The organism is Alicyclobacillus shizuokensis NBRC 103103, from assembly GCF_001552255.1.
In the GTDB taxonomy this organism is placed as follows: Bacteria; Bacillota; Bacilli; order Alicyclobacillales; family Alicyclobacillaceae; genus Alicyclobacillus_G; species Alicyclobacillus_G shizuokensis.
This window is the reverse complement of record NZ_BCQV01000003.1, coordinates 15,465-42,156: the sequence shown is the minus strand read 5'-3', so window position 1 is coordinate 42,156 and position 26,692 is coordinate 15,465. Positions and strand designations below refer to the sequence as shown.

Genomic DNA, 26,692 nt, shown 5'->3' with positions numbered 1-26,692 from the left:
ACACGGCTGTGCGGTCCGGCGTGGACGCATCCGTGCGCTCACGCTCGGACGTCAGCCAACGCCGCCATCGGTGGAGAAATCACCCGCAATTGGGGAGCCCGCGCGAGGTAGGTGTGTACGCTCCCCGGCTGAAACTCCACCTCGACCGGATGCGTGACGGCGGACACCCGCACGGGTTGAACGTGCGCCTTGATATCCACGTGCCCCGGCTGGTAGTGAATCTTCACAGAAAACGGGCGCGGAACCAACTGAGGGGCAAATTGACGCTGGTGGTCACGATAGCGCATCACCCACTGCGGCAGGGGGTCGCCCTGCTCAATGTGCAAAAAGCGCTGGCCCCAGTCGGCCGTGTCCGCCACACCCTGGGCGGCCGCCTGGCGGGCGAGGGCGGCCTGGTGCTTGGAGAACTCAAGCGGGGTGCGCAGGCCCTCGTCCGCAAACGCCTCTGTTTGGTCGATATCCAAGCGGCCGGGGATTGTGTGAATGGTCAGTTCCGCAGCCGGGGCGTCAATCGTCAAGTCCGCCTGGCGGGTGTGAATCTCCCAGTGCGCCGGGGAGTAGCGTATACCGATTTGTCCAAACACCTGCTGAATCTGGATTTGCGGTATCATCCGTCCCCCTCCGACATGCGGCCATCAGTCCGCAGGACTCTCGCCCACTTGACACAGATCACACAGCGCTCAGGCGCCGGACGGCAGCTTGCACCAAAGCGACGCCAGGGACCGGGAAGGCTACTTCAGAAAATCCACCAACGTCGGCACGATGATGCGTGCCCCAACCGCGAGCGACGCCTGCTGCACCGTCTGGGCGGTGGTCAAATCCGTGATGGTCTGCGCCATGTCCGCGTCCTGCACCCCAGCGAGCAAGGACTGGAAGTTGTTCACCAAGTCGGAAAGACGGTTTTGCTCAAACTGGATGCGGTCGAGCCGTGCGCCCACATTGGCCTGCGCCGCGGTCATTTGGTCGAGCCGCGAGTCAAATTGCCCCAACAGTTGGCTGACGGCCTGCCCGTCGTCGTTTTTCAGCGCCGTGCTCAGGCTCAACAACAGGTCAAACGCGTTGTCACTCGCGCCCTTGCCCGCGTCCGTTGCAGCGACCGCATCGCCAAAAAACTGGCTGCCCGGGGTATTCACGTTCATCTCAATCCCGTCACCCAGGTCGTACAGGATGGATCCCGTATCGGTTGTGGCGTTCTCGGCACCGGTTGTGGGGTAGGGCGCAATGTTCGTCTGCTGGCCGTTGAAAATGTATTGGCCGTTGTACTGCGAGTTGCCGATGGTCACCAGCTGCTGATACAGCTGGTCGACCTCAGAAGCCAAAGCCTCGCGGTCGGACGGCGCCATGGTGTCGGACGCCCCCTGCACCGCCAGGTCGCGGGCACGCTGGATAACCTGTATCGCCTGGTTCATCACCGTATCGGTGTAATTCAGGAAGCCCTGAGCGGCGTTGGCATTGCTTTGGTACTGCTGGTAGTAGGCGATGTCGCTGTTGTAGCGCATCACAAAACCGACGCCAATCGGATCATCCGCCGGGGAATTGATCCGCTGGCCCGTCGCCACCTCATTCTGCAGTTGACTGAGTCGCTGCGTGTTGTTTTCGAGATCATACAGCATCTGCTGGTTGAGCATGCCTTGGGTGATTCGCACCGTTCATCCCTCCCCGAACTGAACACCGCGCGCCGGCAGGCCGTAGCCGCCGCGCCAGCTCTTCCGGCACCGCCCGCAAGCCGCCACAAAGCCACACCATCCCGCGAGCGAGGTGCAGAGCATCACACGTTTTGTATCAGGGTATCGAGCAGATCGTTGATGACCGATATCACCTTCGCCGAGGCGTTGTACGCCTGCTGGTACTGAATCAGGTTGGACATCTCTTCGTCAATCGACACCCCGGACACGGACTGGCGCTGCATGTCAATCTGCTGCATCACCGCCTGCTGCGCGGACACTTCTTGTTCAGCCTGCTGGCCCTGGATGCCCAGCTGGCCGACGACCGCCTGCAGGAATTCGTCCAAGGTCCCTTGTTTGAGCGGCATCGTGGCCGATGAGTCGGCGGCATCGGAAAACTGAATCTCGGCGCTCTTGAGGCTGCTGATGGTGGTGGCCAGCGTCCCATCGCCCGCGTTTGTGGACAGCCCCGCCGCCAACTGGGACACGTCCGAAAGCACTTCCGGATTCACCGTAATGTTGGCCGCGGTGATGGGCTCCCCAGACGTCTCCGTGCCGGCGAGGAACAAGGGGGGCGCGTGGTCCCCGTTCTCGTTGTACCCCATCTCCTCCAACGCGTTCAGCCCGTCAACGGTGATCTGTGTTCCCTGCGGGATGGTCGCGTCCCCCGAAGCGTCAAACGTGATGCCGAGCGATGGATTGTCCGCCGCGATGTCGGAGAGCAGCGTCCCGGCAGAATACGATTGGCCCCCTATCGTCATGTCCACCGGCAGGGTCGCCCCGCCCGCGGACGCGCTCACCGTCCAGTCCCCGGCCAGGGTGATGGTCGCCGGGCCGTTAACCAAACCGTTGACAAACGCGTCCAAATCCTCCTGATAGCCCGCGAGCAGCGACAGCGAGTCGACCAACCCCTTCACCTGGCCACCGCTCACCGGAATGGACAACGGATTCGCCGGGTCACCCGTGGTATGCAGCACAGGCTGCGAGGGGTCGGACGGATCGGTCTCCACCGTTTGGTCGTCCAGCACCACCGTGCCGCCAATCGAGATCTGGAACGGCGTCGTCCCGTCCGACTTGACCGAGATATCCACGAGGCTCGACAGCTGGTCCACCAGGTAGTCACGCTGGTCCAACAGGTCGTTCGGCTGGTTGCCAGATTGGGAGACAATGTCAATCTGCTTGTTCAACTGGGCAATTTGGGTCAGGTACGAATTGACCTGATCCACCGTGTCGCCGAGGCTGGTCGTCAAATCGTCGTTCAGGTCGGAAAGCTGATTGGCCATTTGGTTGAGCGTCTGGGCGACCGTGACCGCGCTTTGCGCGACCAGGTTGCGCGCGCTCAAATCGCCCGGATTGGTCGCGAGTTGGTCCCAAGCGTTCCAAAAGCTCTGCATCACGGTGGAAATGCCCGAATCGGACGGTTCATTCAAGATGGCCGTGATCTTCTGCAGCGAATCCTGTGTCGCCTGCCACTGGCCCAGGTACTGATTCTGGTCCCAGTACTGGTTGTCCAGGTAGTTGTCCCGCAGGCGCTGAATCTCCGCCACCTCGACCCCGGTACCAATCTGTCCGTGCACCGCGCTGGTCAATCCGGGGACCTCCAGCGGCAGGGTTGCGGTCAAATCGGCCCGTTGGCGGCTGTACCCCGGTGTATTGGCGTTGGCGACGTTGTGGGCGGTAACCTCAATCGCCGCCTGCTGCGCCTGCAGCCCCCGCGTCGCGATTTCCAAGCCGAGAAAGGTTCCGAGCACGCGACAACCTCCTTCTATGTTCCAGCATGACGAAGCCTAGCGGTTGCTCCCTCCGCAGCTTCTCTCTACGCCCGCACGTTGATGGCCACAGACGACGGGGAACGCCCCGCCGGGGTCCGCGGCCCATAGCCTGTGCTCTCGGCGCTGCCCCGTATCCACTCAAACATCTGCTCAATGTAGCGCAGCGACTGCTGCATGATTCGCTCGTTTTCGGCGCAGAGCTGCTGCAGCCGGACAATCGCCTCGCGCAGGGCCGCCCCCAGCTTCTGCAGGCGCCCCGCCAGCGGCGCCTCCAAGCGGCGCGCCAGTTCCGACACCGTCACCTGGCCTTCCTCCAGCTGGTATTCCCGGGCCAAATCCGCTTGCAGACGTCGGCGTTCGGTTTCCAGCTCCTGCACGCGGGTGACGGACCTGTCAATCTTCGCCACCAGCGGCTCCAAGGCGCGAGTGTCCCTTCGAATCAATGCACTCTTTTGGCGTTCCGTCAAGGAAACCAACTGCTGGTGCTCCGCCAGCAGCAGTTCAAGCAGCGTCAACAGCCTCTGGACTGTGTCGCTCATGCAACCACCCCTTTGCTGATGGGGGCCGGGATTGCCAACCCAAGCAGCCGTGTCAACCCAACGGGTGCTCCTGTCCTCTATCAATATATCGGCACCACGCGCCCGCATCTTGCATCTTGCTACACACCTTTGCCCGGTCCCTGCGGCAGCGGGCGGGCCGCCACGCGAGACCCCCGCGCCAGCTCCAGCGACTTGTTCTGCAGATACGGGACCAGCACCGAGCAGACCAGAATCGCCGCCAGGATGGCGTAAAACGGCGGCCCCGCCAACCGGTGCAGCGGAAACAAAGCCGCGTACACAAAAATCCGCGACACATTAAACGTGTTCTCGCGCCAGGTGAAAAGGCGCGCCGAATGCATCGGCGACAACTCGCTGAACATCGCGTACTGCTGCGCATTCCATACGGATCCGAAGTAAAACATGCCGACCGTGGTAAAAAAGTTGGAGACGACGCGGACAGTGGCCTGCGGGAACACAGCGAGCAGGAACCCGGCCGCGATGAGCCCCACGCCGATGTTCATCCACTGCCGGCCCGGGAGTTCCAGGCGCTGGTACAGCCGCAAGGCCAGGATACAGGCCAGGGTGTAGCCCATGCTCAGCAGCCCGATGACCACCCTGTTGCCGGTGACGCTGAACGTCAGAATCAGCGAGAGGGCAGACTGGAACTGGAAGAACAGCGCGCCCGCAAATAACCCAGCGTGCATCCAGCGCAGGCTTCGCGTCGGAAACACGTCCCGCCAGGACATGTGGCTGTAGAACGATCCGCCCGCGTCCACGTCCTGTTTGTACGTGATGGGCGGGACGAGAAACGAGAGGGCAAACATGACGCAGACAAACAGCATCATCAGGAGGAACGAGCTGCCATAGCCGAACCAGTGGATGAAGAGCGCGAACAGAAGCGGGTTGACCAGACCGACCACCTGGTTGATCAAGTTCTGATAGAAGTAGAACGCGGAGAATTCCTCGCCTCGGCCCAAGCGGATGATGCTCAGGTTTTGCCCGGAATAATAAAAACCTCCAAACAGGCCGGCGGGGATGGCGACCAGCGCAATCCACAGGTACTCGTCATGGACATGGACGAGGCACAGGACGACGAACGCCGCCAGGCCCGAGAGCGCCGACAGGCGCATCGGCACCCGGCAGGAAAACCGCGTGAGACTGCCCGCGCCGGTGGTGAAACCGACGCCCCAGGCCATGAACAGGACGATGTTGTACCAACACAACTCGGCGATGCTTTGGTGACGCTCCCAGATGTACAGGTTGACAAAGATGCCCATGAAGGTAAAGATGACGAGAAACACGGACGACATCCACAAAATCCGCCGCAAGTCTTTGGGCAGGCCCATCCCGACTTCCCCCGCTGTGTGCGAATTGGACTGGCGTCGACGCGCGAGCCTCCAGCGCGTCCATACATCCCCCGGCGGCGACGCCGTCAGAAAACAGATACAGTCTAAACCTGTCTGCCGTCCCTGACAATAAGGAATTTGCTCACCTGCCTTCGCAACCGCAGCCTCCCTTCACATGACACGGCCCGTCCGCATCGTGTAACATAGACCTCTGTGGGTTCCCGCCGGGGTCCAGTCGACGGAGCGATACGGGCAGTTTCGTTGGGACAACACGTTGTGAGGTGGAAGGTATCGTGTCAACAACCGAGAACCGTCTGCGGACGCCGAGTGAGCCAGAAGACAAGACCTTGGCGAGCGTGAAAGAAGACGGATTGGCCAGCCAAGGGGAGGCAACAACCGACACAGCGGAGGCGCCGCCGGCGTTCGCGGAAACAGAGGTCGAGGAGACCCTGCGCCTGAAGCTGGAGGATTTAGTCCGGCGTTATTTTCAGAACAAGGAAATTGCCAAGGAGCGCAACGAGGAAAACAAGCTTCTGTTTGAAGAGCTGGAACAGTTGTTTCACGAGAGCGGCGAAGAGGAAATCATCATCCCTCTGCCCAGCGGAGAAAACGCTGTGCTCTCACCCAAGTTTCGGGAGCGCGAGGTGCTGGACAGAGACGGCCTGGCCGACGAGATGCAGGTCTCGAAAGACGAGCTGAAAACCCCATACGACTTTTGCGCCTTCACCGCGCAGGGTAAAATGACACCCGCGATGATCACGCGCCACACCACGATTGAACGGGAGGTGAAGCTCCGCATTTCCAAGCGCAAGGCAACCACGCGCCGGCGTCGGCGGAGGAGCCGGCCCGGCAATCCGGAGAGCTAAGCAGCGTCAGCCATGTTTCGTCGACAATGGCCAGCCGTCGGGGCTGGCCATGGTCATACGGACACAGCCCCCGCTTTACTCCAGTCCCACCCAGTCGGGTTTGGCCACCTCGCGCCAGCGCCGGCGGATGGCGTCGTACTCCGGCGCCGGCAGCGGGCCCTCTGCCACCATCGCCGCGTTCTCCACATACCGGGTGGGATTCGACGTCCCGACAATCGCCGTGTGCACCCCCGGCACACTCAGGGTAAAACGCAACGCGGCGGCCACCGAATCGCGCGGGCCACGCCTTGTGATGTCCAAATCCAGCTCCTGCAGACGGCGCCAGTACGGTTGGATGTAGGTATTGTCCGGGAGGGAGGCGTGCAGCCACGCCGCGTTCGCAATCGGCCGTTTCACGACAACCCCCATACCCCGCGCCTGCGCCTTCGGCAGGGTCAGTTCAATCGCCTCCTGATCCGCAATGTTCACGGAGGTCTCGAGGCTATCGAAGGCGCCCGACTCGACCGCGTACAGCGCCGCCTGGCCGTCGCCGCTGTAGCCGATGTAGCGGGTTTTCCCGGCCTCCCGTGCCTTTTGCAGGGCCTCGATGACGTCCCCCTGCTTGAGCACGTCCAGGGTGCAGCTGTGCAGGTGGATGACGTCGACGTAGTCGGTGCGCAGTCGTTTGAGACTGCGGTCGATGCTGGCGGTTATTGTCTGCGGGTGCCAGTCCGGCGTATCCAGACCGGCCGCGTGGCCGCACTTGGTGAACAGGTAATAATCTTGGCGCCGATGACCGACCGCCTGGCCAATCAGCTCTTCGCTGGTCGCGTAGCAGGCGGCCGTGTCAATCACGTTCAACCCCGCATCCAGCGCCGACCCCAACAGGCGCTCCACATCCTGAACGGACGCACCACGAAAGCCGATCTCGGCGCCGCCGAAGCCCAGCACACTGACCGTCATATCGGTGTTGCCGTATTTTCTCCGCTCCATGGTCTCATCTCCTGCCCCAAAATTCGCTATCGAAATTTATTATAAAAGATAAAAGGGTCTGATGCATGAACGGACGAATCCACGGCAATGAGCAACGCGGGCGGGTCAGAGGCGGCCGGCTGCTGTGCGCCGCCACGGCCTCCGCCGCAGCCAAGCGGCGGCGTAGGAAACAAGCGGAAGGAAGATGGCTGTCACCAGAAAGTAGCCAGGCACCACGGACAGGATGAAGGCGGTGACGCCCGCAGTGTTGCGGAATAAAAAGTAACTCGCGGCCCACACGGCGAACGCGGCCGGCAACACAGCCCAGCGCGCATCTTGCGTACCGCAGACATCCTGCAGCGCGCGGCACAGGGACAGGTGAATGGCACTCAGCTTCAACACCAGGATGGCTACCACCCCCATCGCGTACACGGTGTCGAGCCGCTCAATCAGCTTTCCCAGGCGAATCGCCCGCACCACCTCCAACACAGGGTAGTTCATGTATTTCACCGGCCAGCCGACGACGCCGACCGTCTCCACCACCAACACGGTGAGAATCAGGCTGCTGACTGCGGACGCAATCAGGATGTCCAAGGGCAGCGTGCGCGGAGTCCGCAGCGCAGGCACCCACTGCAGGGCGACAACAAACTCCAGACCGTAGGCAAAAGCCGGGACGATGCCGGAGCGCCAGATGGGAGTGAATCCCTCCGCCCAAACCGGCTGAAAGGCGGCAACGTCAAACCAGCGCAGCGCCAACACGAACAAGAGAGGGACAATGACCAGCACCAGCGGCATGATGAACTCGTTGACGCGCCCCACCACCTCAATCCCCAGATACACCAGATACGCCACACAGGCGAAAGCAGCGGCGCCGACCAGATACTCCGCCGTGTTGGGCAATGTGGCGACCGTGACAAAGGCGCTCATCTCGCGTCCAACCGTAGCGGTGGTAATCAGCAGCCACAGGCACAGCCACACGGCCAGAAAGCGGCCAATCCACGGTCCAAATGCCGCCCGCACAGCCTGCGTCAGCGTGAGGCCGGGAAACAACCGCACGTGCAGCCACGCTACCCCGGCCGACAGTCCCCCTCCCAACAGCAAGAAGGAGGCGCCCATCCAGGCGTCGTGCACGGTGAACTGGGCGATGGTGCCAGGCATGGTGAGAATGCCCGTTCCGAGCACCACCCACACCAGCATCAAAATCACCTGGTAACGCGAAATCTGGGCCACCCTATCCCACCTCGTACAGCCACCGCGTCAGCGGCGTGAACACCGTCTCAAGCCACCCGAGTGGATGCAGGGACGGAAAGTCCTGACGCCCCGCCACAAACGCTGCCACCATACCCGCCCCCATCAGCACACACCAAACCAAGCGGGCCGTTTTGGCCCCAGGTTCCTCGGCCCGGAGCAAAAAACGCCATTGCAGCACACCGCACAGCAGCGCCAGCCCCACCCCGACCACCCCGTTCATCGGCTCAATCCGCCCGTGCCCAGTGATTTCTTCTGACTCTCGCGGGCATACTCGCCAAACGGCGAGTGTGTCACCATGTAAGACCGGACCAGCCGCGCCCGGATGTCGTAGTGAACCGGGGCCGTTTGCCACCAGTCGGGATGAGCGGCCAGAGCCTGGTAGGCCTTCGCGTCCGCCTGGTACAACGCGTTCTGCAGGCCCATCGCATCCACCCCCGCACGCCGCGCACGCTGCAGCGCCGCCTGCATCTCGGTCCGCACCAAACTCGCTGCGGCCGCTTCCAACCGGCTGTACGCATCCGTATCCAAGCGCATGGATGCGCACCCGCGTTCCACCTCTCCTTCCCCCCGCCACTCGACCCAAAACCTAGGCCTCTGCGCCGTCCCCGCCCAGCGTACGCGCGTGCGCGTACTCAGCCAGTGAACCAAGACGGTTTCGTCCAAACGGGTCAACCCGTCCTCTCCTTGGTGGCCCGCTGCTTCGCGGGCACGACCGCCGCCGAATATCCTCGTGCCATGCGGTTTTGGGCATGCAACCGAATCCAGCAGCCCCCGTGTGGAAGAGAGCCACCACAACATCCCGCGCCACTCCTTAGCGTCCACCCACAACGTCCGTCCCTCGCGCGTCACCAAAGCCAAACCGCGCACAATCGGCTCACCTTGGCCGTTCCTGTCGATCCAGATCATGGCGCTGGTGCCGGAGGGGCTCAGCCAGCGCCTCATGACATGCAGTTGGTCGCTGCGGAGAACCGGAGACCAGTCGGCCGCCTGTTCCACCACGTCCTGCAGGCGCAGAGCCGAGGACACCGATGCTGCCACTCGCGCCGACAACACATCGGCCGCCCTGTCCTTGGTCATGATGAGCAGCTCGCTGCGGCGAATGGAGCGGTTGCGCTCCAATTCGTCCATGAGCGACTGCAGCTGCCGCTGTACAATGCCCTCACCGAGCACCACCACCGCGTTGTGCGACAGATAGACCCGGTGTGGCAGGCGCCGCTGTACATCGTCAATCGCCATCTCCAGACTGTCCGCCTCCGTCTGCACCACCAGGTCTGGCGTTTGCGACCCGCCGCCCGTGCCGACCGTCTGCTGGGATTGGCTGGCGTCTGGATTGATAATGTCGGCTGTTACCCGCAAACGTCCGTCATCGGCCACGTCCACGCCCAGCCCGGTCATAACATACAAGTCGTCCACCTCCGTGTAGTCAGCGCACCCGGCCGCCAGAGACACCGTGAGCAACAGGCTTGACAGCCAAGCACGGCACCACGCCCACGCCCTTGTCAACGCGCCCACCACCGCTTCTGGCGCTGCCCGGGCCTCCCCTTGGCCCGCCTTGAATCCAGCGGCTCAAACTGGCGCGGACGCTGTCGCATCGCCCACCACGGTGCGCGGACGACCGTGTCCTTCATGTCGCTCCATACCGTTGGCGCCAACGGTGACATATAGGGGATACCGAAGGAGCGGATGGATACCAGGTGACCTACCGTGGCCACCGCCAGTAGCATAACCCCGTACAGCCCCATCAGGGCGGCGACGCCGACAAACAAGAACTGCAACAATCGTGTCACCTGCACCAACCCCAAAGCCGGCAGAGTGAACGACGCAACCCCTGTCGCCGCCACCACAATCACCATCCCCGGCGACACGAGCCCAGCCCGTACCGCCGCGTCCCCGATGATGAGCGTCCCGACGATGCTCACCGACTGGCCGACCGCCCGCGGCAGCCGCGTGCCCGCCTCCCGGAGCGTCTCGAACGCCACCATCATTGCCAGCGCCTCAATCACCGTGGGAAACGGAATGCCTGTATGCTGGGCTGCGACGCTGACGAGAAGCGGCGTCGGCATCAGGTCTTGGTTGTACGTGAGCAGGGCGACATACAGAGAAGGCAACAACATCGCCGACCAAAACATCAGGTGGCGCATGAGGCGCAGCGGCAGAGCGAGCGCAAAGCGCATGTAATAGTCCTCTGGGGAGTTGAGCAGCATGGGCAGGGTCACAGGCACCATCACACAGTTGGGCGATCCATCTATCAATAAGCCGACCCGCCCCTGCAGCAGACTCGATACCACCCGCTCCGGCCGCTCCGTCTCCTCGGTGGTTGGAAACGGGCTGAACGGTGCGTCGTTGATGTACTCACGCACCACATTTAAGTCGACCACCGCGTCCACGTGCACATATTCCAAGCGGCGGCGCACAGTGTCCAACAGTTCCGGCTTGGTCATGCCCTCGATATAGAGCAACGCCGCTTGCGTGCGCGAGCGCTCACCAAACTCCCACGGTTCTGCTTTGAAACCGGGCGTCTTCAGGCGCTTGCGCAAGAGCGCCAGGTTTCCCCCCAAGTTTTCGGTAAACGCTTCTTGTGGACCTTGCAGGGTCGGTTCATTTTCTGCCCGTTCGATGGTACGTCCTGGTGATTTCTCGACATCCCAAGCGGTGGCGAACGGCTCCCCGTCCAGGAACGCCACCGCGTTGCCCGCCAGCACCGCCTCCACGGCGGCCTCCATGTGCCGGACGGACCGCATCGGCAACAGCGGCGAGCGCCCCCCTGGAGCCGGACCGCGCCTGGATTCGGCCGTCGCCCGTCCCTGCCCCAGGCCCAGGCGCTCCCACCAGCCCGGCTGCGCCGCTTCTCGGCCTCCTGCCGCAAACGCCCCCAGCCCTATCTGCAGGCGCTGCTCATCGACCAGACCCTCCAACCAGACGATCACCGCAGTCCGTCCGGCCACCACCAGACTCTGCTGGCGCAAATCGGGACAGGGCATCAACCGCCGCTCCAGCTCCGCAGCCGCCCGCTCGGCCTGCTGCGGGACGGGGGTCGGGCCTTGTCGGCGTCTCACGATACTCCCTCCCACCTCTGTACTGCCACAATGAGTCTATCTACCTTGGGTATTCCCATGTCGGAGGTATCATGCCCAATACTTGGAACACGCATGCGCGTGCGTCTTGTGGAGGAATTTCCTTACCATGACCCGGCGATGGGGACGCGGCGCCGTTTCAGGACCAGAGACAACAGGCCGTAGAGGACGAACAACGAAGCCAGCGCACAAAGGTACGCATACATGGAAATACGCACGAGGACGACCTTCGACAATGCGTACGTCGCCAGCACAAACGCACAGAACAGTGTCGCCAGGGCGGCGCCTATGGCGAATCGCCTCGGCCTTGAGAGGGTCAACAGCCGATGGGTCTCGAAGGCGTGCCTCGCAATGGCAAACACCAACGCATGCGCCGCCGCCATAATTGCCAAGGTACTGAACACAAAACCGGCTGTGATGGGGTACGCCGGAACCACGTGAGCGCCTGAGGCCACGAAGCGCCAGAGGTCCAGCACGCGCTTTGTCAACACGCAATCATAGAGGGCCAACATGGCCACCCCCAGGCTCATGTAGCGGATCCAGTCGAGCGCCGTCCACAGGCCGTCCCGTCGCTTCACATTTTCGATAATCTCGTCACAAAACTTTTTGTAGTCCTCCCCAAACACTTCCGACAGCGGCACATGGCGGTCCTGCGCGGAGAGCGCCATGTCGAGCAGGTCCTGGCGAATCAGCTCCACCTGGAAGTCAGACAGGCGCGAGCGCAGGTACACCACCATGTTGGTCATGATCTCCATGTTTTCATCGTTCAAGCGATGATGCAGCTCGTTGTTCTTTCGGTTGAGTTCCTTGAACGTGGTCATGGTTCACTCCCCCTCGTTCCCCGCGAACAGCCGGTCCACACAGCTCACCAGCTCTCGCCACTGTCGGTAGAAATCCTTCAGCGCCACCTCCCCGAGTTCAGTGAGGCGATAGTACTTGCGCCTGGGCCCATACGGAGAGTCCCTGTAGGTGGCGGTAAGCAAACCGTTTTTTTCGAGCCGGAGCAAGAGTGGGTATATCGTCCCCTCCGAAACCGCCGGAAAGCCCGCCATCCTCAACTTTTCGGAGATCTCGTAGCCGTATGCCTCCTCACCGCGGATGACCTGCAGGATGCAGCCCTCCAGTGTGCCCTTCAGCAACTGTGTGCGGTCGTTCAAACGGATCACATACCTTGTCATACAAGTTAGTTGGGTGCATTGTATGGCAAGGTAGCGGAGGAGTCAATGGCGGCGTGGAGTACGAAGCGTCGGGCATATGCACGCCGGACACCTGTCCGTATCAGGCGGTCGCCCGCCAGCATGATATGGAACACGCAAGGATGTATACCATGTCGACTCCGACGGAGGGAGGAAGAATTGATGATGAAACCTTGCTCGCCCATTGTTTGCCCGCCGGTGTACGTGTACCACGACTGCTATGTCGCGCGCGAGGTGCCCGTGGTGCAGCCGGTGATTCACGTGCGGCGCAACATCGTGGTCAACGTGCCCCGGTATGTGGTGCAGCCCGGATCGCAAGAGGTCACGCTGGATCCCGGCTGCCCAGTGCACCACAAGCGGTGACCGGTTCACTTGACCGGCGCCTACCCGCGGGCGGGGCACAATCCTTCCGCCCCGCCCGGCGCGCCGTGTGAGCGGGGCTCTGCCCCTCCCCCCTGCCCGCTGGGCATCGCCAAAAAAGGCGGCCCTCCGGCAGGCGAGACCTCGTCGCGCATAAACCTCCTGGCTGCGCGACGATGACAATCCCCGTCATCGACAAACAATCGCCATAGTCTTGTCACGGATAATTAGCATCCCCTAACTGGACAAGTGATACAATCGACCTGGCACCGAGTTTGTGAACGCCAAAAATGGACACCGAGATGATGATGGGATGAAACGATTGTATCGACTGGCAGCAGTTCTGACCGCACTGTGTGTAGCCGGGGTCAGCGTTGGGTGTCAAACCCCAGCCGCTGCCCACAACGACGCCCAAGGTGTCGCCGCCTCCGCCAAATCATCCCCGCACAAGACCATCACCGTCGCCATCACGAACATGGCCTATAATCCGAAAACCATCCATATCACCGCGGGCACCACCATCACGTGGCGCAACGACGATTCGGTCGCGCACACGGTCACCAGCGGTGCCCATGAGCAAAAGGACGGGCTTTTCGATTCGGGGAACCTGGCCACGGGCCAAACCTTCTCGTACACCTTTCACAAACCGGGAACCTACCACTATTTTTGCGCCTACCATCCGGGCATGACCGGAACAGTGGTCGTCTCCAAGCCCCAGGCCGCGTCCCCAACGACGACCGGCGATGCGATGACGGGCATGCATGACACCCGTTCCCAAACACCGAGTTCCAGTTCAAAGACCCAGTATGCGCCGCTCGGCACCGGATGGTCCGGGGAGCCGAAACAAGCGGACGATATCCGCCTGCTGCCGTATAAGATGGAAGACGGATATAAAGTGTTCCATTTGACGGCCGAGCCCGTATGGTGGCAGGTGAAACCAGGGCAGAAGGCGAAAGCGTGGGCGTACAACGGATCTGTACCCGGGCCGGAAATCAAAGTGGACCAAGGGGACAAAGTGAAAATTGTCGTCGACAACAAACTGCCGGAAGGGACGACCGTGCATTGGCACGGGCTCGACGTCCCGTTTTCCCAGGACGGCACTGGTGGAATCAGTCAGCCCGATATTCAACCCGGCCATTCGTGGACCTATACGTTCACCGTCAAGGCTCCACCTGGGACGTATATCTACCATAGCCACCCTATGAAAGATATGGAGAAACAGGAGAACATGGGTTTGTTCGGCCCGTTCATCGTAGAACCGAAAGGAACCGCATGGAAACAGGTGCATCCCGGGTATCAGCGGGAGTACACATTGGTCGTCAACGACTCGCCGCAGTTCGGGTACACCATCAATGGGCTGTCCTACCCGGCCACGCCCGTCTTGCCCGCCAAGGTCGGTGACAAGGTGCTCGTCCACCTCATCAACATCGGGGCCATGGATCATCCGATGCACCTGCACGGAATGCACTTCCAGTTGATTGAACAGGACGGGTATCCCTTGCCCGCCCCCGTGACCATGGATACGGTCAACACCGCTCCCGGCACCACGTATGACCTGTCGTTTGTGGCCAGCCAACCCGGAAAGTGGTTGTTCCACTGCCACATCGCGGCGCACGTGACCGACAGCCAAGGCAACATGAGCGGGATGATCACGATGTTTGACGTGAAAAAGTAGCCCCAGCCAGCCTGGGCGGGCCCGACCGCTGTATCCGGCCCATCCGCGGGTCCGCAGGCAACTGGGTCAGCCTGCCGGGTGCCTGGGGCGCGGCGCCGCTTGGCGCCGATTTGCGTTACAATGGGGATGAACAACTGTTGGGAGGCGATACCATGGCCAAGATGAAAGCCGTCGCTCTGGATCCCAACCAAAATCTGGTGGACATCGAGGTCGAGAAACCAGAGCCCACCGGCCGTGACCTGCTGGTGCGTGTACGTGCGGTCGCGATGAACCCCGTCGATACTAAGCAACCCCCGGCCGATCCGTCCGCGCCCCCGCGGATTCTCGGCTGGGACGCGGCGGGGACGGTGGAGGCGGTGGGCAGCGAGTGCACCCTGTTTCGCCCAGGAGACGACGTGTACTACGCCGGTTCCATCGTGCGCAATGGCGCAAACAGTGAGTACCACCTGGTGGATGAACGGATCGTCGGACGCAAGCCGCGCACGCTGGACTTCGCCGAAGCCGCGGCGCTGCCGCTGACCAGCCTGACCGCCTGGGAGGGCCTGTTCGAGCGCCTCGGCGTGGCCAAAACGGGCATGCAGGGAGCGCCCATCCTCATCGTCGGAGCCGCGGGCGGGGTCGGATCGATAGCGACGCAATTGGCACGGCGCGCTGGCCTCACTGTCATCGGGACCGCGTCCAGACCCGAATCGCGGGAATGGGCCCTGGCCCACGGCGTGCACCATGTCGTCGACCACACCCAGCCGTTTGCGACGCAGCTGCAGGCGCTTGGCATTCCCCAGGTGGACTACGTGTTTTGCCTGAACGAAGTGCATTCCAACTGGGAGAACATGCTCTCGGTGCTCCGCCCGATGGGCCGCATCTGCACCATCCTGCCGCCGATGGAGCCGCTCAACTTCCGGCCGATGGCGGACAAAAGCATCACCTGGTCGATTGAGGCGATGTTCGCGCGCTCCAAGCACCAAACGCCGGATATGGAGGAACAGCACCGCATCCTCTGCGAACTGGCCGACTGGGTGGACGCGGGGCAGATTCAGACCACCCTGTCCGAGCGCCTGTCGCCCATCTCCGCGGCCAACCTGGCGGCCGCGTTCGCCAAGATCCGCTCGCGGCGCACCATTGGTAAGATTGCGCTGGAGGGGTTTGCGAGGTAATACCCGCACCGGAATCCGACGGCCGCCGCGAACCCAGAAGGCGGCCGTCCGCTAGGCGCCCCGATTCAGATTCAACAGCACCACCCCGGCGATGATGAGCAGGATGCCGGCCACCATCGTCCCGTTCAGAGCCTGCTTCCAGAAAATCCAGCCGATGATGGCCGTGCTGGCAGTCCCCAAGCCCGACCAGATGGCGTAGGATACACTGAGCGGGATGTCCCTGAGCGCCAGCGACATGGCGTAGAAGGCGACGCCGTATCCGAGAAACACACCGATGGTAGGCAGAATACGTGTGAACCCCAGCGTGGCCTTCAGCATGGAAGTGGCGAACACCTCGCTGGCGATAGCGATGCCAAGATACAAGTAGGCCATGTCGTCAATGTCCTTTCGTCATGGTTATGAGTGTGTCTTTTACCTGTTGCCGCAATTTGGGTTCCAAAGAGGTGCAGCCAAACAGTTCGATGAACCACAGTCCGTCTGCGGCCAAGCGAATGATGGTGGCCAGCACAGGGTCAATCTCGTCGTTCTCAATCCGCAGCTGCCAAGTGTCGTAGTGGTCTTGTACCGGCTTCAGGAGTTCAGGATTCTCTGAACTGGCGGCGAGGAGCCCAACTGTCATGTCGGGGACCCCCTCCAGCAGTTTAAATGTCTCCCATACATACGCCCGCGTCCACCGCCCCACCCCTTCCTCGTCGGACAGAGCGGTCCTCTCCATATTCGCGGTGAACTGGTCCATGATGTGATTCACCATAGACTTGACCAACTCTTCTTTCGTTGGAAAATGATACAATACGCCCCCCTTGCTGACGTGAGCTTGCTCGGCCACAGCCTCCATCGTCAGGTGGGCCACCCCCTGTTCGCGGACCAACTGCGCGGCGGCTCGCAAAATCTGTTCACGCTTCGACGGACGTCCACGATGCGTGCTCACATTCGCTTCATCCTTTCCCACCGTTTCAGTCCAAATCTGTACCGTCCGTACGGTACACATATTGACACAACCACTGGAGACGATTATATTCTCTCTATACTGATTTGCATACTGCGAATTGTCGATCGGACCACCGAAGACAAGAGCGACGTACGCCCGAGGGGACGGGCTGTGGTTGCTTTTGTCTTCTTTTTTTCCAGCCAAGAAGGGAGTGACGCACGTACACGCATGAGTACCCTCCTGAAGACTTACCGTCTCACCAAATTTTACGGCCCCAGGTCCGATGAGGCGCTGAGACTGTTAAGAAACGGCGCCAGTAAGCGGCAAATCCAGGAGCAGTCGGGCTGCACCGTGGGCATCCACCAGGTTGACCTAGAGGTTCATGACGGTGAGTTGTTTGTCATCATGGGGCTTTCCGGAAGCGGCAAGTCCACCCTGCTCAGGTGCATCAACCGACTCGTGGAACCGTCTGCGGGGCGTGTGCAGGTAGAAGATGAAGAAGTGACCGCAATGAAGAAACCGGACTTGCTTCGCTTCCGCCGGCGGCGCATGGCGATGGTGTTTCAGACATTCTCGCTGTTTCCCCATCGCACCGTTCTGGACAATGTCGCGTTTGGACTCGAGGTCCAGCGTGTGCCCAAAAGCGAACGTTGGCGCATCGCGAAGGAGAAACTTCAGATGGTTGGCCTAGAACAGTGGGCATCTCACTATCCGAGCCAGTTGAGCGGAGGCATGCAACAAAGAGTGGGTTTGGCGCGGGCTTTAGCCACCGATGCCGACATTCTCCTCATGGATGAAGCGTTCAGCGCCCTCGATCCCGTCACGCGAACGGAGATGCAGGCCGAGTTAATTCGCCTGCAAGGAGCGCTGAAAAAGACCATCCTCTTCATCACGCATGATCCCCAAGAGGCCATGCGCCTGGGGGACCGTGTCGGAGTGATGAAGGATGGGGAACTGGTCCAGGTGGGCACACCCGAAGTCATGAAAAAGGCTCCAGTCAATGACTACGTAGCCAATCTCTTGCGCAACGTGGAACCGGAGAAGGGATGACGTCCATGCACAGTATTCCGCTCGATGTATGGATCAACACAATCGTGACATGGCTCTACAACCGGACCGGCTCGGGTTTCAACCAGTTCTCCAATGCCCTGCTGCACTTCCTGGACCTCCTCATCCACGTCCTGTCTGCCCTCCCGTGGTGGCTGGTGACGGCCGCATTTGCAGCACTGGCGTACTACGGCGGAAAGTGGCGGCTGGTTGTAGGAACCGTCTTGGGATTTGCGATGATTGAAAACCTGGGCATGTGGAACGCCATGATTACCACATTGGTCCTGGTGCTGGTGTCGACATGCGTATCCCTGCTCATTGGCTTCCCGCTGGGTGTCTGGTGCGCCCAGAGCAGGTTTGCGTATCGCATCCTCTCGCCCATTCTCGACGTCATGCAAACGATGCCGTCCTTCGTGTACCTGGTGCCGGCGGTCATGTTTTTCAGTGTGGGGCCGGTGCCCGCGGTGTTGGCCACCGTGATTTTCGCAATCCCGCCTGTCATACGACTGATTCGGATAGGCATTTTGCAAGTCCCGGACGACCTCGTGGCGGCCGCGGCTGCGTTTGGCGCCAACGATTGGCAAGTGCTTGTCAAGCTCCAGTTGCCATTGGCCCTGCCGAGCATCATGACCGGAATCAATCAGACCATCATGCTGTCCCTCTCCATGGTGGTGGTGTCGGCGATGATTGGCGCCGGAGGGCTCGGAAACAGCGTGATGACAGCCCTGGAAACGGTCAACATCGGGCAAGGGTTGGAAGCCGGGCTGTGCATCGTGATTCTAGCCATCATCCTGGATAGGATTTCGCAGACGATAGGAGGCATGCAACGTGGAAGTCAAACAGGGACAAACAACTGACGGGCCGCTGGAGACGGGCATCATTGATACAGACATCCATGAGCGGGTGTTGTATCCCGACTTGGTCCCCTATCTCGACAACCCTTGGCGGCGCTACATCACCGACTGTGGTTGGGTTCAGGAGAAACACCTGCCTTACACCCAGCCCACAGTGGCCGGGCTGAACCGGGCAGACGCCGCGCTCCCAGACGGGCGTCCAGCCGGATCGGATCTAGCCTTTTTACGCAGCCAACTGCTGGACGAGTTGAACATTCGGTACGGCATTCTGACAGGCGCCCTAGATCCAAGCCCTTCTTCCATGAATGGATGGCATGAGATGGCGACCGCCCTGGCGTCTGCTTACAACGACTATCAGATTGAACATTGGTTGGAGAAAGACAGCAGATTGTATGGATCTGTACATATCGCAGCTCAGGACCCGCAGGCGGCCGCCCGCGAGATCGACCGGGTGGGCCCGCATCCGAAAATGGTCCAGGTGCTGCTCCCCATCGACAACATCGTGTGGGGCGATCCGTATTATCACCCTATATTCGCGGCGGCTGAACGCAACAACCTGGTGATCGCTATGCATCACAACGAACCCGCTGTCTATTTCGGCCGCTTCCCGAGATATTTCATCGAATGGCACACATTGATTTCCACGGCGCACATGATGCAGGTCACCAGCTTCGTGTTCAACGGCGTGTTTGAGAAGTTTCCGAACCTCAAGCTGCTTATGATTGAAGCCGGTTTTACCTACGTGCCACACCTGATGAGAAAAATGGACCAGCAATACCGGGACCTTCGCCATGAGGTGCCTTGGATTAAGCGGTTGCCGTCCGAAATTGTTCGCGAGCATATCCGCTTCACAACCCAACCTATGGAGGAATTCTCCAAAGCGGAGTTTGAACAATGGTTGGATTTGCTAGGGTCCGAGGAGATGGTGTGCTTCTCTTCAGACTATCCACACTGGGACTTTGATCATCCCGTTGGAGGGTTCCCGAACATGCGCGACTCCCTGCGCCAGAAAATATTTCACGATAACGCGCTGGCCCTCTACCCGAAACTCCCACAGGACCACAGGAGGTGACCGACATGCAGCAGGTCGTTTGCAAACTCACCGAATTGCAACCAGGAGAGCTGAAGGAGATTCAGTTTGGCCGCATTTCCTTGGTAATCGGCCGCACCGGGGCCGGAGAATTGTTCGCCTTCTCCAATCGGTGCATTCACCAAGGGGCCCCGTTATCCAAAGGCAAACTGTGCGGAACGTCCGCTCCCACGGATCTGCCTGGTCAGTACAGTTATGTGAAGGAAGGCGAAGTGCTGCGGTGCCCATGGCACGGCCGGGAATTCGATGTCACGGCAGGTGGACAAATGATGTCCGACCCAAGACGGGCGCTGGGCAGGTTCCAAATATTCGTCGCTGGAGAGGATGTTGTCGTCTCCACTCTGAACAAGCCGGAGAAGGGAGAAGTGGCCGATGAACAAAAATAGGCGGGCGGGCGTGACTGCCGCCGTGATGACTGCCATCATCATTGTGGGAATTGTTGAGATTCGTCAGAACGCGCTCCATAACGCGAACGCGAGCACCGCATCTGACCAAGACAAGACAATCACACTGGGTTATGTAAATTGGGAAGAAGACGTGGCCGTCACGTATCTGTGGGCAAACCTACTGCGACAGAGGGGTTACCATGTCGACTTGCAGGCGCTCGATCTCGGCCCTATGTACGCCGGTCTGTCGAAAGGCGGCGTGGACGTGTTCTTGGATGCTTGGGTGCCGGAGCAGCAACAGTACTTGCACCACTACAGCTCCACCCTCACGGAAATTGGCAGGTGGTATGAGGGAGTAACTCAGGAAGGCTTTGTGGTTCCCCAGTACGTGACGGATGTCCACTCCATCTCCGATTTGAAGACTCATGCGTCGGAATTCGGTAACCAAGTGATTGGTATTGATGCGGGCTCCGTGGAAATGCATATTGCGCAGAAGGCATTGGACGACTACGGTGCCAGCAAGCTGACCCTGGTCCCGAGTTCAGACCTTGCCATGCTCGCAACCCTCATGAAAGATTATGAAGCCAAGAAACCCGTAGTGGTCACACTCTGGAGCCCGCACTGGATATACTCGGAGTACAAGCTCAAATATCTGTCGGATCCGAAAGGCGATTGGGGCAAGGCTGGCAGAATTCAGGGGGAAGCGAACAAGGCCTGGGCGTCTGAACATCCACAAGCCATGAAGTGGTTCCGCAACTTTAAGCTGAGCGAACACCAGTTAGAAACGCTGGAGCAAGACATTCATGCCGCCAAGACCCCTCAGGCGGGTGTGGAAAAATGGATGCAAAATAACCGTTCCACCATCGACACGTGGTTCACGTGATACCATGTCTGGGGTGACGCCCGCGTCGCTCCTTTTTCCTCTCGTTGTCCGGCTGCATGCCGTCTAGAGTCCTTTCGTTCTCGCAAGTTTGTGCCCTTCACTTCCTAGGCTGCGTGGAGAGAGCCCTGAGCACTTTTTGCAGCCAGTCCCGCGCCGCCCAGACCTCATCCTGGACGAGCCCGTGCCCGGTATCTTGCCAGGAGAGCGACACGTCGGCCCCGGCCGTGGTCAGCAGTTCCGCCAGGCGGCGGAAGAAACGCGGCATGCCGTTCTCAAGCACCTTGCCGCGCACCCCAAGCAGGTGCGCGTCTGGCGTCAAGGTACGGCCGATGGGAATGAGGTCCTCCTCGTTGCCGCCGGTTCCGTGCAACAGCACCAGCGTCGCGGCGTCGGCATCTTGCGCCGGGATGAACGCATGCGCGAAATCCAGGTGTCCATCCCGCGGGTGTGAGGTGCCGGTCATCTGTCGCCACCCCCCACCGCCGGAATGCGAATCGGCGGCAACACCGATTCCAGCTGTTCCCTGTCTGGCTCCAGCCACTCGGGCAGCATCAGGTGCGTTCCAAGCTCCCGAGGAGATTCGTCCACCGCAAATCCGGGCGGATCGGTCGCGAATTCAAACAGGACACCGCCAGGTTCCCGGAAGTACACGGATTGAAAGTACTTCCGGTCCATGACAGGAGTCACACGCAGGCCCGCCTTGGCCATCAGTCCCTGCCAAGCAACCAGCGCCTCGCGGTCGGCCACCCGCCAGGCCACGTGGTGAACCGTGCCAACGGCCACAAGGCCGCGCGCATCTGCCGTGTGGGTGAGGATGTCCACGTAGGCGCCGGCCCCCCCGTCCCCGACTGTGAAGCGGCGCCGGTTGTCGGCCGCTGCGACCGGGCGAAACTGCATCACCTCGGCCAGCAGCTGCTCCGTCGCCGTGCTGTCGGCCAGAGACAGGGTGACACCATAAAACCCGCGCACCGCGTGTTCATGCGGCACCGGCCCCTCCGGCCAACCGGGGCGGTCCTCGGCTCCCGGGTGGGCCACCAGTTCCAACCGGATGCCGTCCGCATCCGCCAACGAGATCACCTGTTCATCCAATCGCCGTGTGGGGCCGGTGAACGAGACACCGGCCCGCCGCAGCCGATCCGTCCAGAACCCAACGGAACCCTCGGGTATGGAGAAGGAGGTGACGGTGGCCTGACCGGTCCCGATGCGCCCCGGATGGCCCGCCCCCCACGGGAAGAAAGTAAGGATGGTGCCGGGATGCCCCAGTTCATCCCCGTAGTAGAGGTGATAGGTGCCGGGATCGTCAAAGTTGACGGTGAGCTTCACCAGTCGCAACCCCAACAGCCCGACATAAAAATCCACGTTTTGCTGGACATCGCCGGCGATGGCGGTGATATGGTGAATGCCGCGAATGGCCGATGGCATCAGCAAGCCCCCCTTCATAGTAGCTATTCTTCCAAGTGCGTGGACGCCATATCCTGCGCAGCAAAGACAGGCGATGCTCGGGTGGACAAGACCGATGAATCCGCCCTGTCACCGACTTATCATATTCTATTTACTTACTTTTTGCAAGTAAAAAGAAAGGCTCGTGCTGCGCCCTGGACGGCGCACCGTAAGGAAAAGCCCCGGGGTTGTCCCGGGGCCCGAATTCTGAACGCTTGTTCCTTGTATGTCGGCGCAGCCGCAAGGCGCCGCAGTTGGCTGCGCTGGATAGCCCGACCGGCGTGCAGGACGTGGCGGGCACATCAGGCCTGGCTGCTGCGCAGAGCCTGGTCGAGGTCATCCAGGATATCCGCGATAGCCTCGGTCCCCACAGACAGGCGGACGAGACCTGGCGTCACCCCCGCCGCCAGTTGCTCCTCGGCGGTGAGCTGCTGATGCGTGGTGCTCGCCGGGTGGATGATGAGCGACTTGGAATCCCCGACATTGGCCAGGTGGGAGAACAGGCGCACCGAGTTGATCACCCTGCGGCCGGCTTCCACACCGCCGCGCACCTCGAAGGTCAAGATGGCCCCCTGACCTTTTGGCAGATACTTTTGCGCCAGGGCATGGGAAGGGTGGCTTTCCAACCCCGGGTAGCTGACCGACTCAACAGCCGGGTGCGTCTGCAGAAAGCGCGCCACCGCCAGGGCGTTCTCGCTGTGCCGCTGCATGCGCAGGTGCAGCGTCTCCAGCCCTTGCAGGAACAGCCACGCGTTGAACGGCGAGAGCGCCGCTCCCAAGTCGCGCAGCAGCTGCACCCGGACCTTGAGGATGTACGCCAGCGGACCAAACGCGTCGGTGTAGACAAGCCCGTGGTAGCTCGCATCCGGTTCCGTAAGGCCTGGGAAACGGCCGCTGGCCTGCCAGTCGAAGCGCCCGCCATCGACGATGACGCCGCCGATGGATGTGCCATGCCCGCCGATGAACTTGGTGGCCGAGTGGACGACAATATCCGCACCGTGATCAATCGGGCGCAACAGATAGGGTGTGGCAAAGGTGTTGTCGACAATCAGCGGCAAGCCGTGTTCATGCGCAATCGCGGCGATGCCGGCGATGTCCGGCACATCGCACCTGGGATTGCCGATGCTCTCGATGTACAACGCCTTGGTCCGATCCGTAATGGCCTGGCGGAAGTTTTCGGGTTGGGACGGATCGACAAAGCGGACCTGGACACCGAGCTTGGGTAGCGTGATGGCGAACAGGTTGTACGTGCCGCCATACAGGCTGGTCGCCGACACAATCTCGTCCCCTGCGCCAGCGATGTTGAGGATGCTGTAGGCGATAGCGGCTTGCCCCGAGGCCACCGCCAGCGCTCCCACGCCCCCCTCCAGCTGCGCCATGCGCTGCTCGAACACGTCCGTGGTCGGATTCATGATGCGTGTGTAGATGTTGCCGAACTCCTTCAAGCCAAACAGATTGGCGGCATGGTCCGTGTCCCGGAACACGTACGACGTGGTCTGGTACAACGGCACCGCCCGCGCCAACGTGGTTGGATCTGCCTGCTGTCCCCCGTGCACGGCGAGGGTCTCCAGCGCCCAGCGAATCTCCTCTTCCATTAGCTCTCCTCCATTTTTACACAAACACAGATGTTTAGTGGGATTTTTATTCGCATGGATTGTACAGTTTTCAGACACTGGTGTCAATCGTTCGACTTTCGCGACCCGGGCTCGCTGAGGTGAACTCGCGGGAATCCTCGCGAAACGATTCTGCTCCGCGATTGTGCCCCGCCTGTTGGTGGGGTAGACTGCGGAAAAAAGCGTGCGTGCCGCGTTCGGACGCCCGAGCCGGCGCGCCGTCAGGGAGGAGCGCGAGGAAATCTATGGCGTATCAGGAATGGCGAGACCCAACCGTGGCCCGGGCCTGGGACGCGCGCGGCGACGAAGCCAATCCCCTGCGTCCCTACCAGCTGGACGCGCTGGCATCCGTGCTGGCGCGCATCCTTCAGCCAGGCGAGTGGGTGATCGATCTCGGGTACGGATCGGGCAAGGTGGAGGCGTTTTTGTTTCCGCTCTTGCCTGAGGTGCGTGTGCTCGGCGTCGACCGATCTGAGGCGATGATGGAATTGGCGCGCGAGCGGCTTGCGCCTGACGCAGACCGGTTTGTGTCGGTGACGCGCGATTTGCTCGACCTGGCGGGGTGGCATCCCCCGCAGGCGCGCTACGGGTGCGTGCTGGCCGTCCAGTCCCTGCACCACCTGCCGCACGAACAAATGCCGGGCGTGTACAAATGGGCGGCTGGCGTGCTGCGCCCGGGCGGCGTGTTCGCGCTGCTCGACCGGGTGCAGGTGGATGCCGCCGTGTGGGAGCCGATGCAGGCTCTCTGGTCACACATGGACGCGCTGCATGATTCGGCCTGGGCCGCCCATGAAGGCGCAAGCTACGAGGAGCACCAACAGCGCGTGCAGGACCGGGGCGACCGGCCAGCCACTGTGGAACAGCACCTGCAATGGCTGCGGGCCGCCGGCCTCGTCCCCGCACCGCTGTATGTCGTCGGCAACCGGGCGCTGATTGTGGCGGTGAAAAAGGATGAATCGGATTCAGCATCAAAGAACGGTTGAGGGAGGCTGATTCGTAGGCGAGACTCTCGTTGCGCCCTACCCGGGCAACGTGTGGGTGCCTGACAGACTCATGACAGTTCGTTGCACACGCCTCATGATGGTCAATCACCAGCCTGTTGCGCGACATTCCCCATTGCGTGTCGAGACTCCTGCGGGAAGGCTCCCATGTAAAACTCATTTAGATGCGTCCGTGGGACAGGTTTCGTCAGCAAACTCACCACTACGAAAACGGCTAGGTTGGCCAGTAAGGCTACAAACCCTGCATTCCAACCACCAATCGGATCGTGATTTGTGAGAACAAGGTAGGCCGTGACCAGCCACCCAGTGATAAGTCCGGCGAAAACTCCCTCTTTGGTCGCTCGGCGCCAGAACAGTCCACCTATCACCACGGCCGGGAAGAATTGTGAAATAAAATCATAAGCCACGAGCAAGATGGATACAATCAGGGAAGGAACTACCAGTGTAAGAATCAATGCGATAATGGTTAACGGGAAGACGAGCAGACGAGTCACCCAGTATACGGTTTCTTCACCCATGGACGGTCTTAGGGCTTGGAGCACATTTCGCGCCAAAAGACCAGATGATGTCATGATAATTGGCCCTGCCGGAATGATGGCGGACAACATCGCCGCAACAGTAAAGAGAACCACGAACCACGCCGGAAATGTCTTCGTAGCCAACATCATAACAACGTTGTTGCCGTTGATTTGCTTCGATGTACCGAGGATCAACACCGCTGCAAATCCGATTGTGATGACTCCGACCTTTACCAGTTGATAAAATGGCATGAACACGGCTTGCAATTTTAGTGTCCTTGGGCTCTTTGCGGTAAATGCTACACCAAACCACTGCGGCCACATCCATTGACCTATGCCATTGAGGATAACCGTCGTAATCAACCATGCCACCCCAAGATGTTTAGAAACCCCCGGCAATACAAAGTAGGAAGGTATTTTCTGCACGAACTGGCTATACATGATTCCAAAAGAACCGAAGTAGTGGATGGGAATGACGACAAACAGGACACCAATCGAAATAAACATGAGCATGTCCTTAACCGTCGCCTGGAGGGCATTGCCGCGAATTCCTCCAAGGAACACTGCGAGCGCAAGAATTAGAAAACCAATCACGTCCGACCACAGATCAGAGATAGCACCGTTACCAATGACCTGAATGACTGCCGAAAGGCCAGTGATGTTCAAATCGATGTAGGCAATCATAATAATGGCGCTGGTAAAGGCAACGAAAATCCCGAGTGTCTTGCTTTGATACCTACCCGCGATGAAATCTGATTGAGTGACATAGCGAAAGCGCCTACCAATCAGCCAAATGGTTGGCAACACGAAAAATCCAACAGCATAGGCCACGTCATTCAGAGCTACGTTGTAGAAGGCGGCGGCCCCATTTTTATACGCATACCCAGCTAGCCCTTCAAAGGTGAATGCCGTGTAGATCTCGCTGCCCAAGAGAAACCATACCAAGAGGGAACCCATTCTCCTACTGTGCACAAGCCAGCCCTCGAGGTCCTTCGACTGTAACCTGCCCGAAAAAGCACCCAGCAAGGTGATGAGGAATACGATGAATAGACTTGATCCCAGAATGACAGTTGCCACAGACATG

At 60.6% G+C, this 26,692-nt stretch carries 27 protein-coding genes and 1 pseudogene; 10 read left to right on the top strand and 18 right to left on the bottom strand.

All coding sequences use genetic code 11. The features are described from left to right. Positions 1–38: 38 nt before the first annotated feature. The 5 genes from ASH01S_RS01670 to ASH01S_RS01650 all read right to left on the bottom strand — a co-directional run bounded on the left by ASH01S_RS01670 (position 39) and on the right by ASH01S_RS01650 (position 5,321). Entirely contained in the window at positions 39–611 is a 573-nt protein-coding gene (locus ASH01S_RS01670) for a DUF6470 family protein (protein WP_067922440.1), read from the bottom strand. Positions 612–731: 120 nt separating this feature from the next. Further along, positions 732–1,646, bottom strand: coding sequence for a flagellar hook-associated protein FlgL (flgL, locus tag ASH01S_RS01665; protein ID WP_067922433.1), 915 nt, complete (start codon positions 1,644–1,646; stop codon positions 732–734). 122 nt (positions 1,647–1,768) lie between these two features. Beyond that, positions 1,769–3,415: a flagellar hook-associated protein FlgK gene (gene flgK, locus ASH01S_RS01660; protein ID WP_067922430.1), complete on the bottom strand. Its 1,647-nt coding sequence runs from the start codon at positions 3,413–3,415 to the stop codon at positions 1,769–1,771. A gap of 65 nt (positions 3,416–3,480) precedes the next feature. Further along, on the bottom strand, positions 3,481–3,975 hold the full coding sequence (locus ASH01S_RS01655) for a flagellar protein FlgN (RefSeq protein WP_067922427.1): 495 nt from the start codon (positions 3,973–3,975) through the stop codon (positions 3,481–3,483). A 119-nt stretch (positions 3,976–4,094) separates the two neighbouring features. Continuing rightward, positions 4,095–5,321, bottom strand: coding sequence for an MFS transporter (locus ASH01S_RS01650; RefSeq protein WP_067922424.1), 1,227 nt, complete (start codon positions 5,319–5,321; stop codon positions 4,095–4,097). Between the two features lie 293 nt (positions 5,322–5,614). Between ASH01S_RS01650 and ASH01S_RS01645 the strand changes: the two genes are divergently transcribed. Beyond that, positions 5,615–6,187, top strand: a complete 573-nt coding sequence (locus ASH01S_RS01645; protein ID WP_067922421.1) for a hypothetical protein — start codon at positions 5,615–5,617, stop codon at positions 6,185–6,187. 75 nt (positions 6,188–6,262) lie between these two features. Here the strand turns inward: ASH01S_RS01645 and ASH01S_RS01640 are convergent, their stop codons facing one another. From ASH01S_RS01640 to ASH01S_RS01610, 7 genes are all read right to left on the bottom strand, one after another. Next, the gene (locus ASH01S_RS01640; protein WP_067922418.1) at positions 6,263–7,159 is read right to left on the bottom strand and encodes an aldo/keto reductase; all 897 of its coding nucleotides are present in this window, start codon (positions 7,157–7,159) and stop codon (positions 6,263–6,265) included. A gap of 105 nt (positions 7,160–7,264) precedes the next feature. Next, complete coding sequence (locus tag ASH01S_RS01635; RefSeq protein ID WP_067922415.1) at positions 7,265–8,368, bottom strand: GerAB/ArcD/ProY family transporter; 1,104 nt, start codon at positions 8,366–8,368, stop codon at positions 7,265–7,267. Between the two features lies 1 nt (position 8,369). Further along, positions 8,370–8,609 (bottom strand): hypothetical protein, encoded by a 240-nt coding sequence (locus ASH01S_RS01630; RefSeq protein WP_067922412.1) that lies wholly within the window; start codon positions 8,607–8,609, stop codon positions 8,370–8,372. Next, positions 8,606–9,892: a Ger(x)C family spore germination protein gene (locus ASH01S_RS01625; protein ID WP_157066937.1), complete on the bottom strand. Its 1,287-nt coding sequence runs from the start codon at positions 9,890–9,892 to the stop codon at positions 8,606–8,608. The genes ASH01S_RS01630 and ASH01S_RS01625 overlap by 4 nt, the downstream gene beginning before the upstream one ends. Further along, the gene (locus ASH01S_RS01620; RefSeq protein WP_281178174.1) at positions 9,889–11,445 is read right to left on the bottom strand and encodes a spore germination protein; all 1,557 of its coding nucleotides are present in this window, start codon (positions 11,443–11,445) and stop codon (positions 9,889–9,891) included. The genes ASH01S_RS01625 and ASH01S_RS01620 overlap by 4 nt, the downstream gene beginning before the upstream one ends. A gap of 122 nt (positions 11,446–11,567) precedes the next feature. Continuing rightward, entirely contained in the window at positions 11,568–12,284 is a 717-nt protein-coding gene (locus ASH01S_RS01615; protein ID WP_067922406.1) for a hypothetical protein, read from the bottom strand. A gap of 3 nt (positions 12,285–12,287) precedes the next feature. After that, entirely contained in the window at positions 12,288–12,641 is a 354-nt protein-coding gene (locus ASH01S_RS01610) for a PadR family transcriptional regulator (protein WP_217996290.1), read from the bottom strand. Between the two features lie 180 nt (positions 12,642–12,821). Between ASH01S_RS01610 and ASH01S_RS01605 the strand changes: the two genes are divergently transcribed. From ASH01S_RS01605 to ASH01S_RS01595, 3 genes are all read left to right on the top strand, one after another. Further along, a complete protein-coding gene (locus ASH01S_RS01605) occupies positions 12,822–13,022 on the top strand; it encodes a hypothetical protein (protein WP_067922398.1) in 201 nt (66 codons plus the stop codon). 310 nt (positions 13,023–13,332) lie between these two features. Beyond that, complete coding sequence (locus tag ASH01S_RS01600; protein ID WP_067922395.1) at positions 13,333–14,694, top strand: multicopper oxidase domain-containing protein; 1,362 nt, start codon at positions 13,333–13,335, stop codon at positions 14,692–14,694. A 152-nt stretch (positions 14,695–14,846) separates the two neighbouring features. Further along, complete coding sequence (locus ASH01S_RS01595; RefSeq protein WP_067922392.1) at positions 14,847–15,848, top strand: zinc-binding alcohol dehydrogenase family protein; 1,002 nt, start codon at positions 14,847–14,849, stop codon at positions 15,846–15,848. Positions 15,849–15,899: 51 nt separating this feature from the next. On the opposite strand, the gene ASH01S_RS01590 is transcribed toward ASH01S_RS01595, so the two are convergent. Beyond that, a complete protein-coding gene (locus tag ASH01S_RS01590; RefSeq protein WP_067922388.1) occupies positions 15,900–16,220 on the bottom strand; it encodes a DMT family transporter in 321 nt (106 codons plus the stop codon). A 4-nt stretch (positions 16,221–16,224) separates the two neighbouring features. Further along, entirely contained in the window at positions 16,225–16,776 is a 552-nt protein-coding gene (locus ASH01S_RS01585) for a TetR/AcrR family transcriptional regulator (RefSeq protein ID WP_067922385.1), read from the bottom strand. Positions 16,777–17,004: 228 nt separating this feature from the next. On the opposite strand from ASH01S_RS01585, the gene ASH01S_RS01580 reads away from it, so the two are divergent. The 5 genes from ASH01S_RS01580 to ASH01S_RS01560 are packed head-to-tail and all read left to right on the top strand — an operon-like array spanning position 17,005 to position 21,036. Beyond that, positions 17,005–17,826 carry a quaternary amine ABC transporter ATP-binding protein gene (locus ASH01S_RS01580; RefSeq protein WP_157066936.1) on the top strand — a complete coding sequence of 274 codons (822 nt, stop codon included), beginning with the start codon at positions 17,005–17,007 and terminating at the stop codon, positions 17,824–17,826. A 5-nt stretch (positions 17,827–17,831) separates the two neighbouring features. Further along, the gene (locus ASH01S_RS01575) at positions 17,832–18,680 is read left to right on the top strand and encodes an ABC transporter permease (RefSeq protein ID WP_067922379.1); all 849 of its coding nucleotides are present in this window, start codon (positions 17,832–17,834) and stop codon (positions 18,678–18,680) included. Next, positions 18,652–19,749, top strand: a complete 1,098-nt coding sequence (locus ASH01S_RS01570; protein WP_245628889.1) for an amidohydrolase family protein — start codon at positions 18,652–18,654, stop codon at positions 19,747–19,749. Before ASH01S_RS01575 ends, ASH01S_RS01570 begins: the two co-directional genes overlap by 29 nt. Positions 19,750–19,754: 5 nt before the next feature. Beyond that, positions 19,755–20,153 (top strand): Rieske (2Fe-2S) protein, encoded by a 399-nt coding sequence (locus tag ASH01S_RS01565; protein ID WP_067922375.1) that lies wholly within the window; start codon positions 19,755–19,757, stop codon positions 20,151–20,153. Then, entirely contained in the window at positions 20,140–21,036 is an 897-nt protein-coding gene (locus ASH01S_RS01560; protein WP_067922372.1) for a glycine betaine ABC transporter substrate-binding protein, read from the top strand. Before ASH01S_RS01565 ends, ASH01S_RS01560 begins: the two co-directional genes overlap by 14 nt. 235 nt (positions 21,037–21,271) lie before the next feature. Here the strand turns inward: ASH01S_RS01560 and ASH01S_RS18765 are convergent. The 3 genes and pseudogenes from ASH01S_RS18765 to ASH01S_RS01545 all read right to left on the bottom strand — a co-directional run. Further along, positions 21,272–21,499, bottom strand: a pseudogene (locus tag ASH01S_RS18765) (hypothetical protein); the annotation flags it as partial. Continuing rightward, complete coding sequence (locus ASH01S_RS01550; RefSeq protein ID WP_067922366.1) at positions 21,496–22,458, bottom strand: ring-cleaving dioxygenase; 963 nt, start codon at positions 22,456–22,458, stop codon at positions 21,496–21,498. The gene ASH01S_RS01550 and the pseudogene ASH01S_RS18765, both read right to left, overlap by 4 nt. 320 nt (positions 22,459–22,778) lie before the next feature. Then, a complete protein-coding gene (locus ASH01S_RS01545; RefSeq protein ID WP_067922363.1) occupies positions 22,779–24,071 on the bottom strand; it encodes a homocysteine synthase in 1,293 nt (430 codons plus the stop codon). 263 nt (positions 24,072–24,334) lie between these two features. Between ASH01S_RS01545 and ASH01S_RS01540 the strand changes: the two genes are divergently transcribed. After that, the gene (locus ASH01S_RS01540) at positions 24,335–25,072 is read left to right on the top strand and encodes a class I SAM-dependent methyltransferase (protein ID WP_067922360.1); all 738 of its coding nucleotides are present in this window, start codon (positions 24,335–24,337) and stop codon (positions 25,070–25,072) included. A gap of 101 nt (positions 25,073–25,173) precedes the next feature. Here ASH01S_RS01540 and ASH01S_RS01535 read toward each other — a convergent pair whose 3' ends face one another. Continuing rightward, positions 25,174–26,691, bottom strand: coding sequence for a sodium:solute symporter family protein (locus ASH01S_RS01535; RefSeq protein ID WP_067922357.1), 1,518 nt, complete (start codon positions 26,689–26,691; stop codon positions 25,174–25,176). Between the last annotated feature and the right edge of the window lies 1 nt (position 26,692).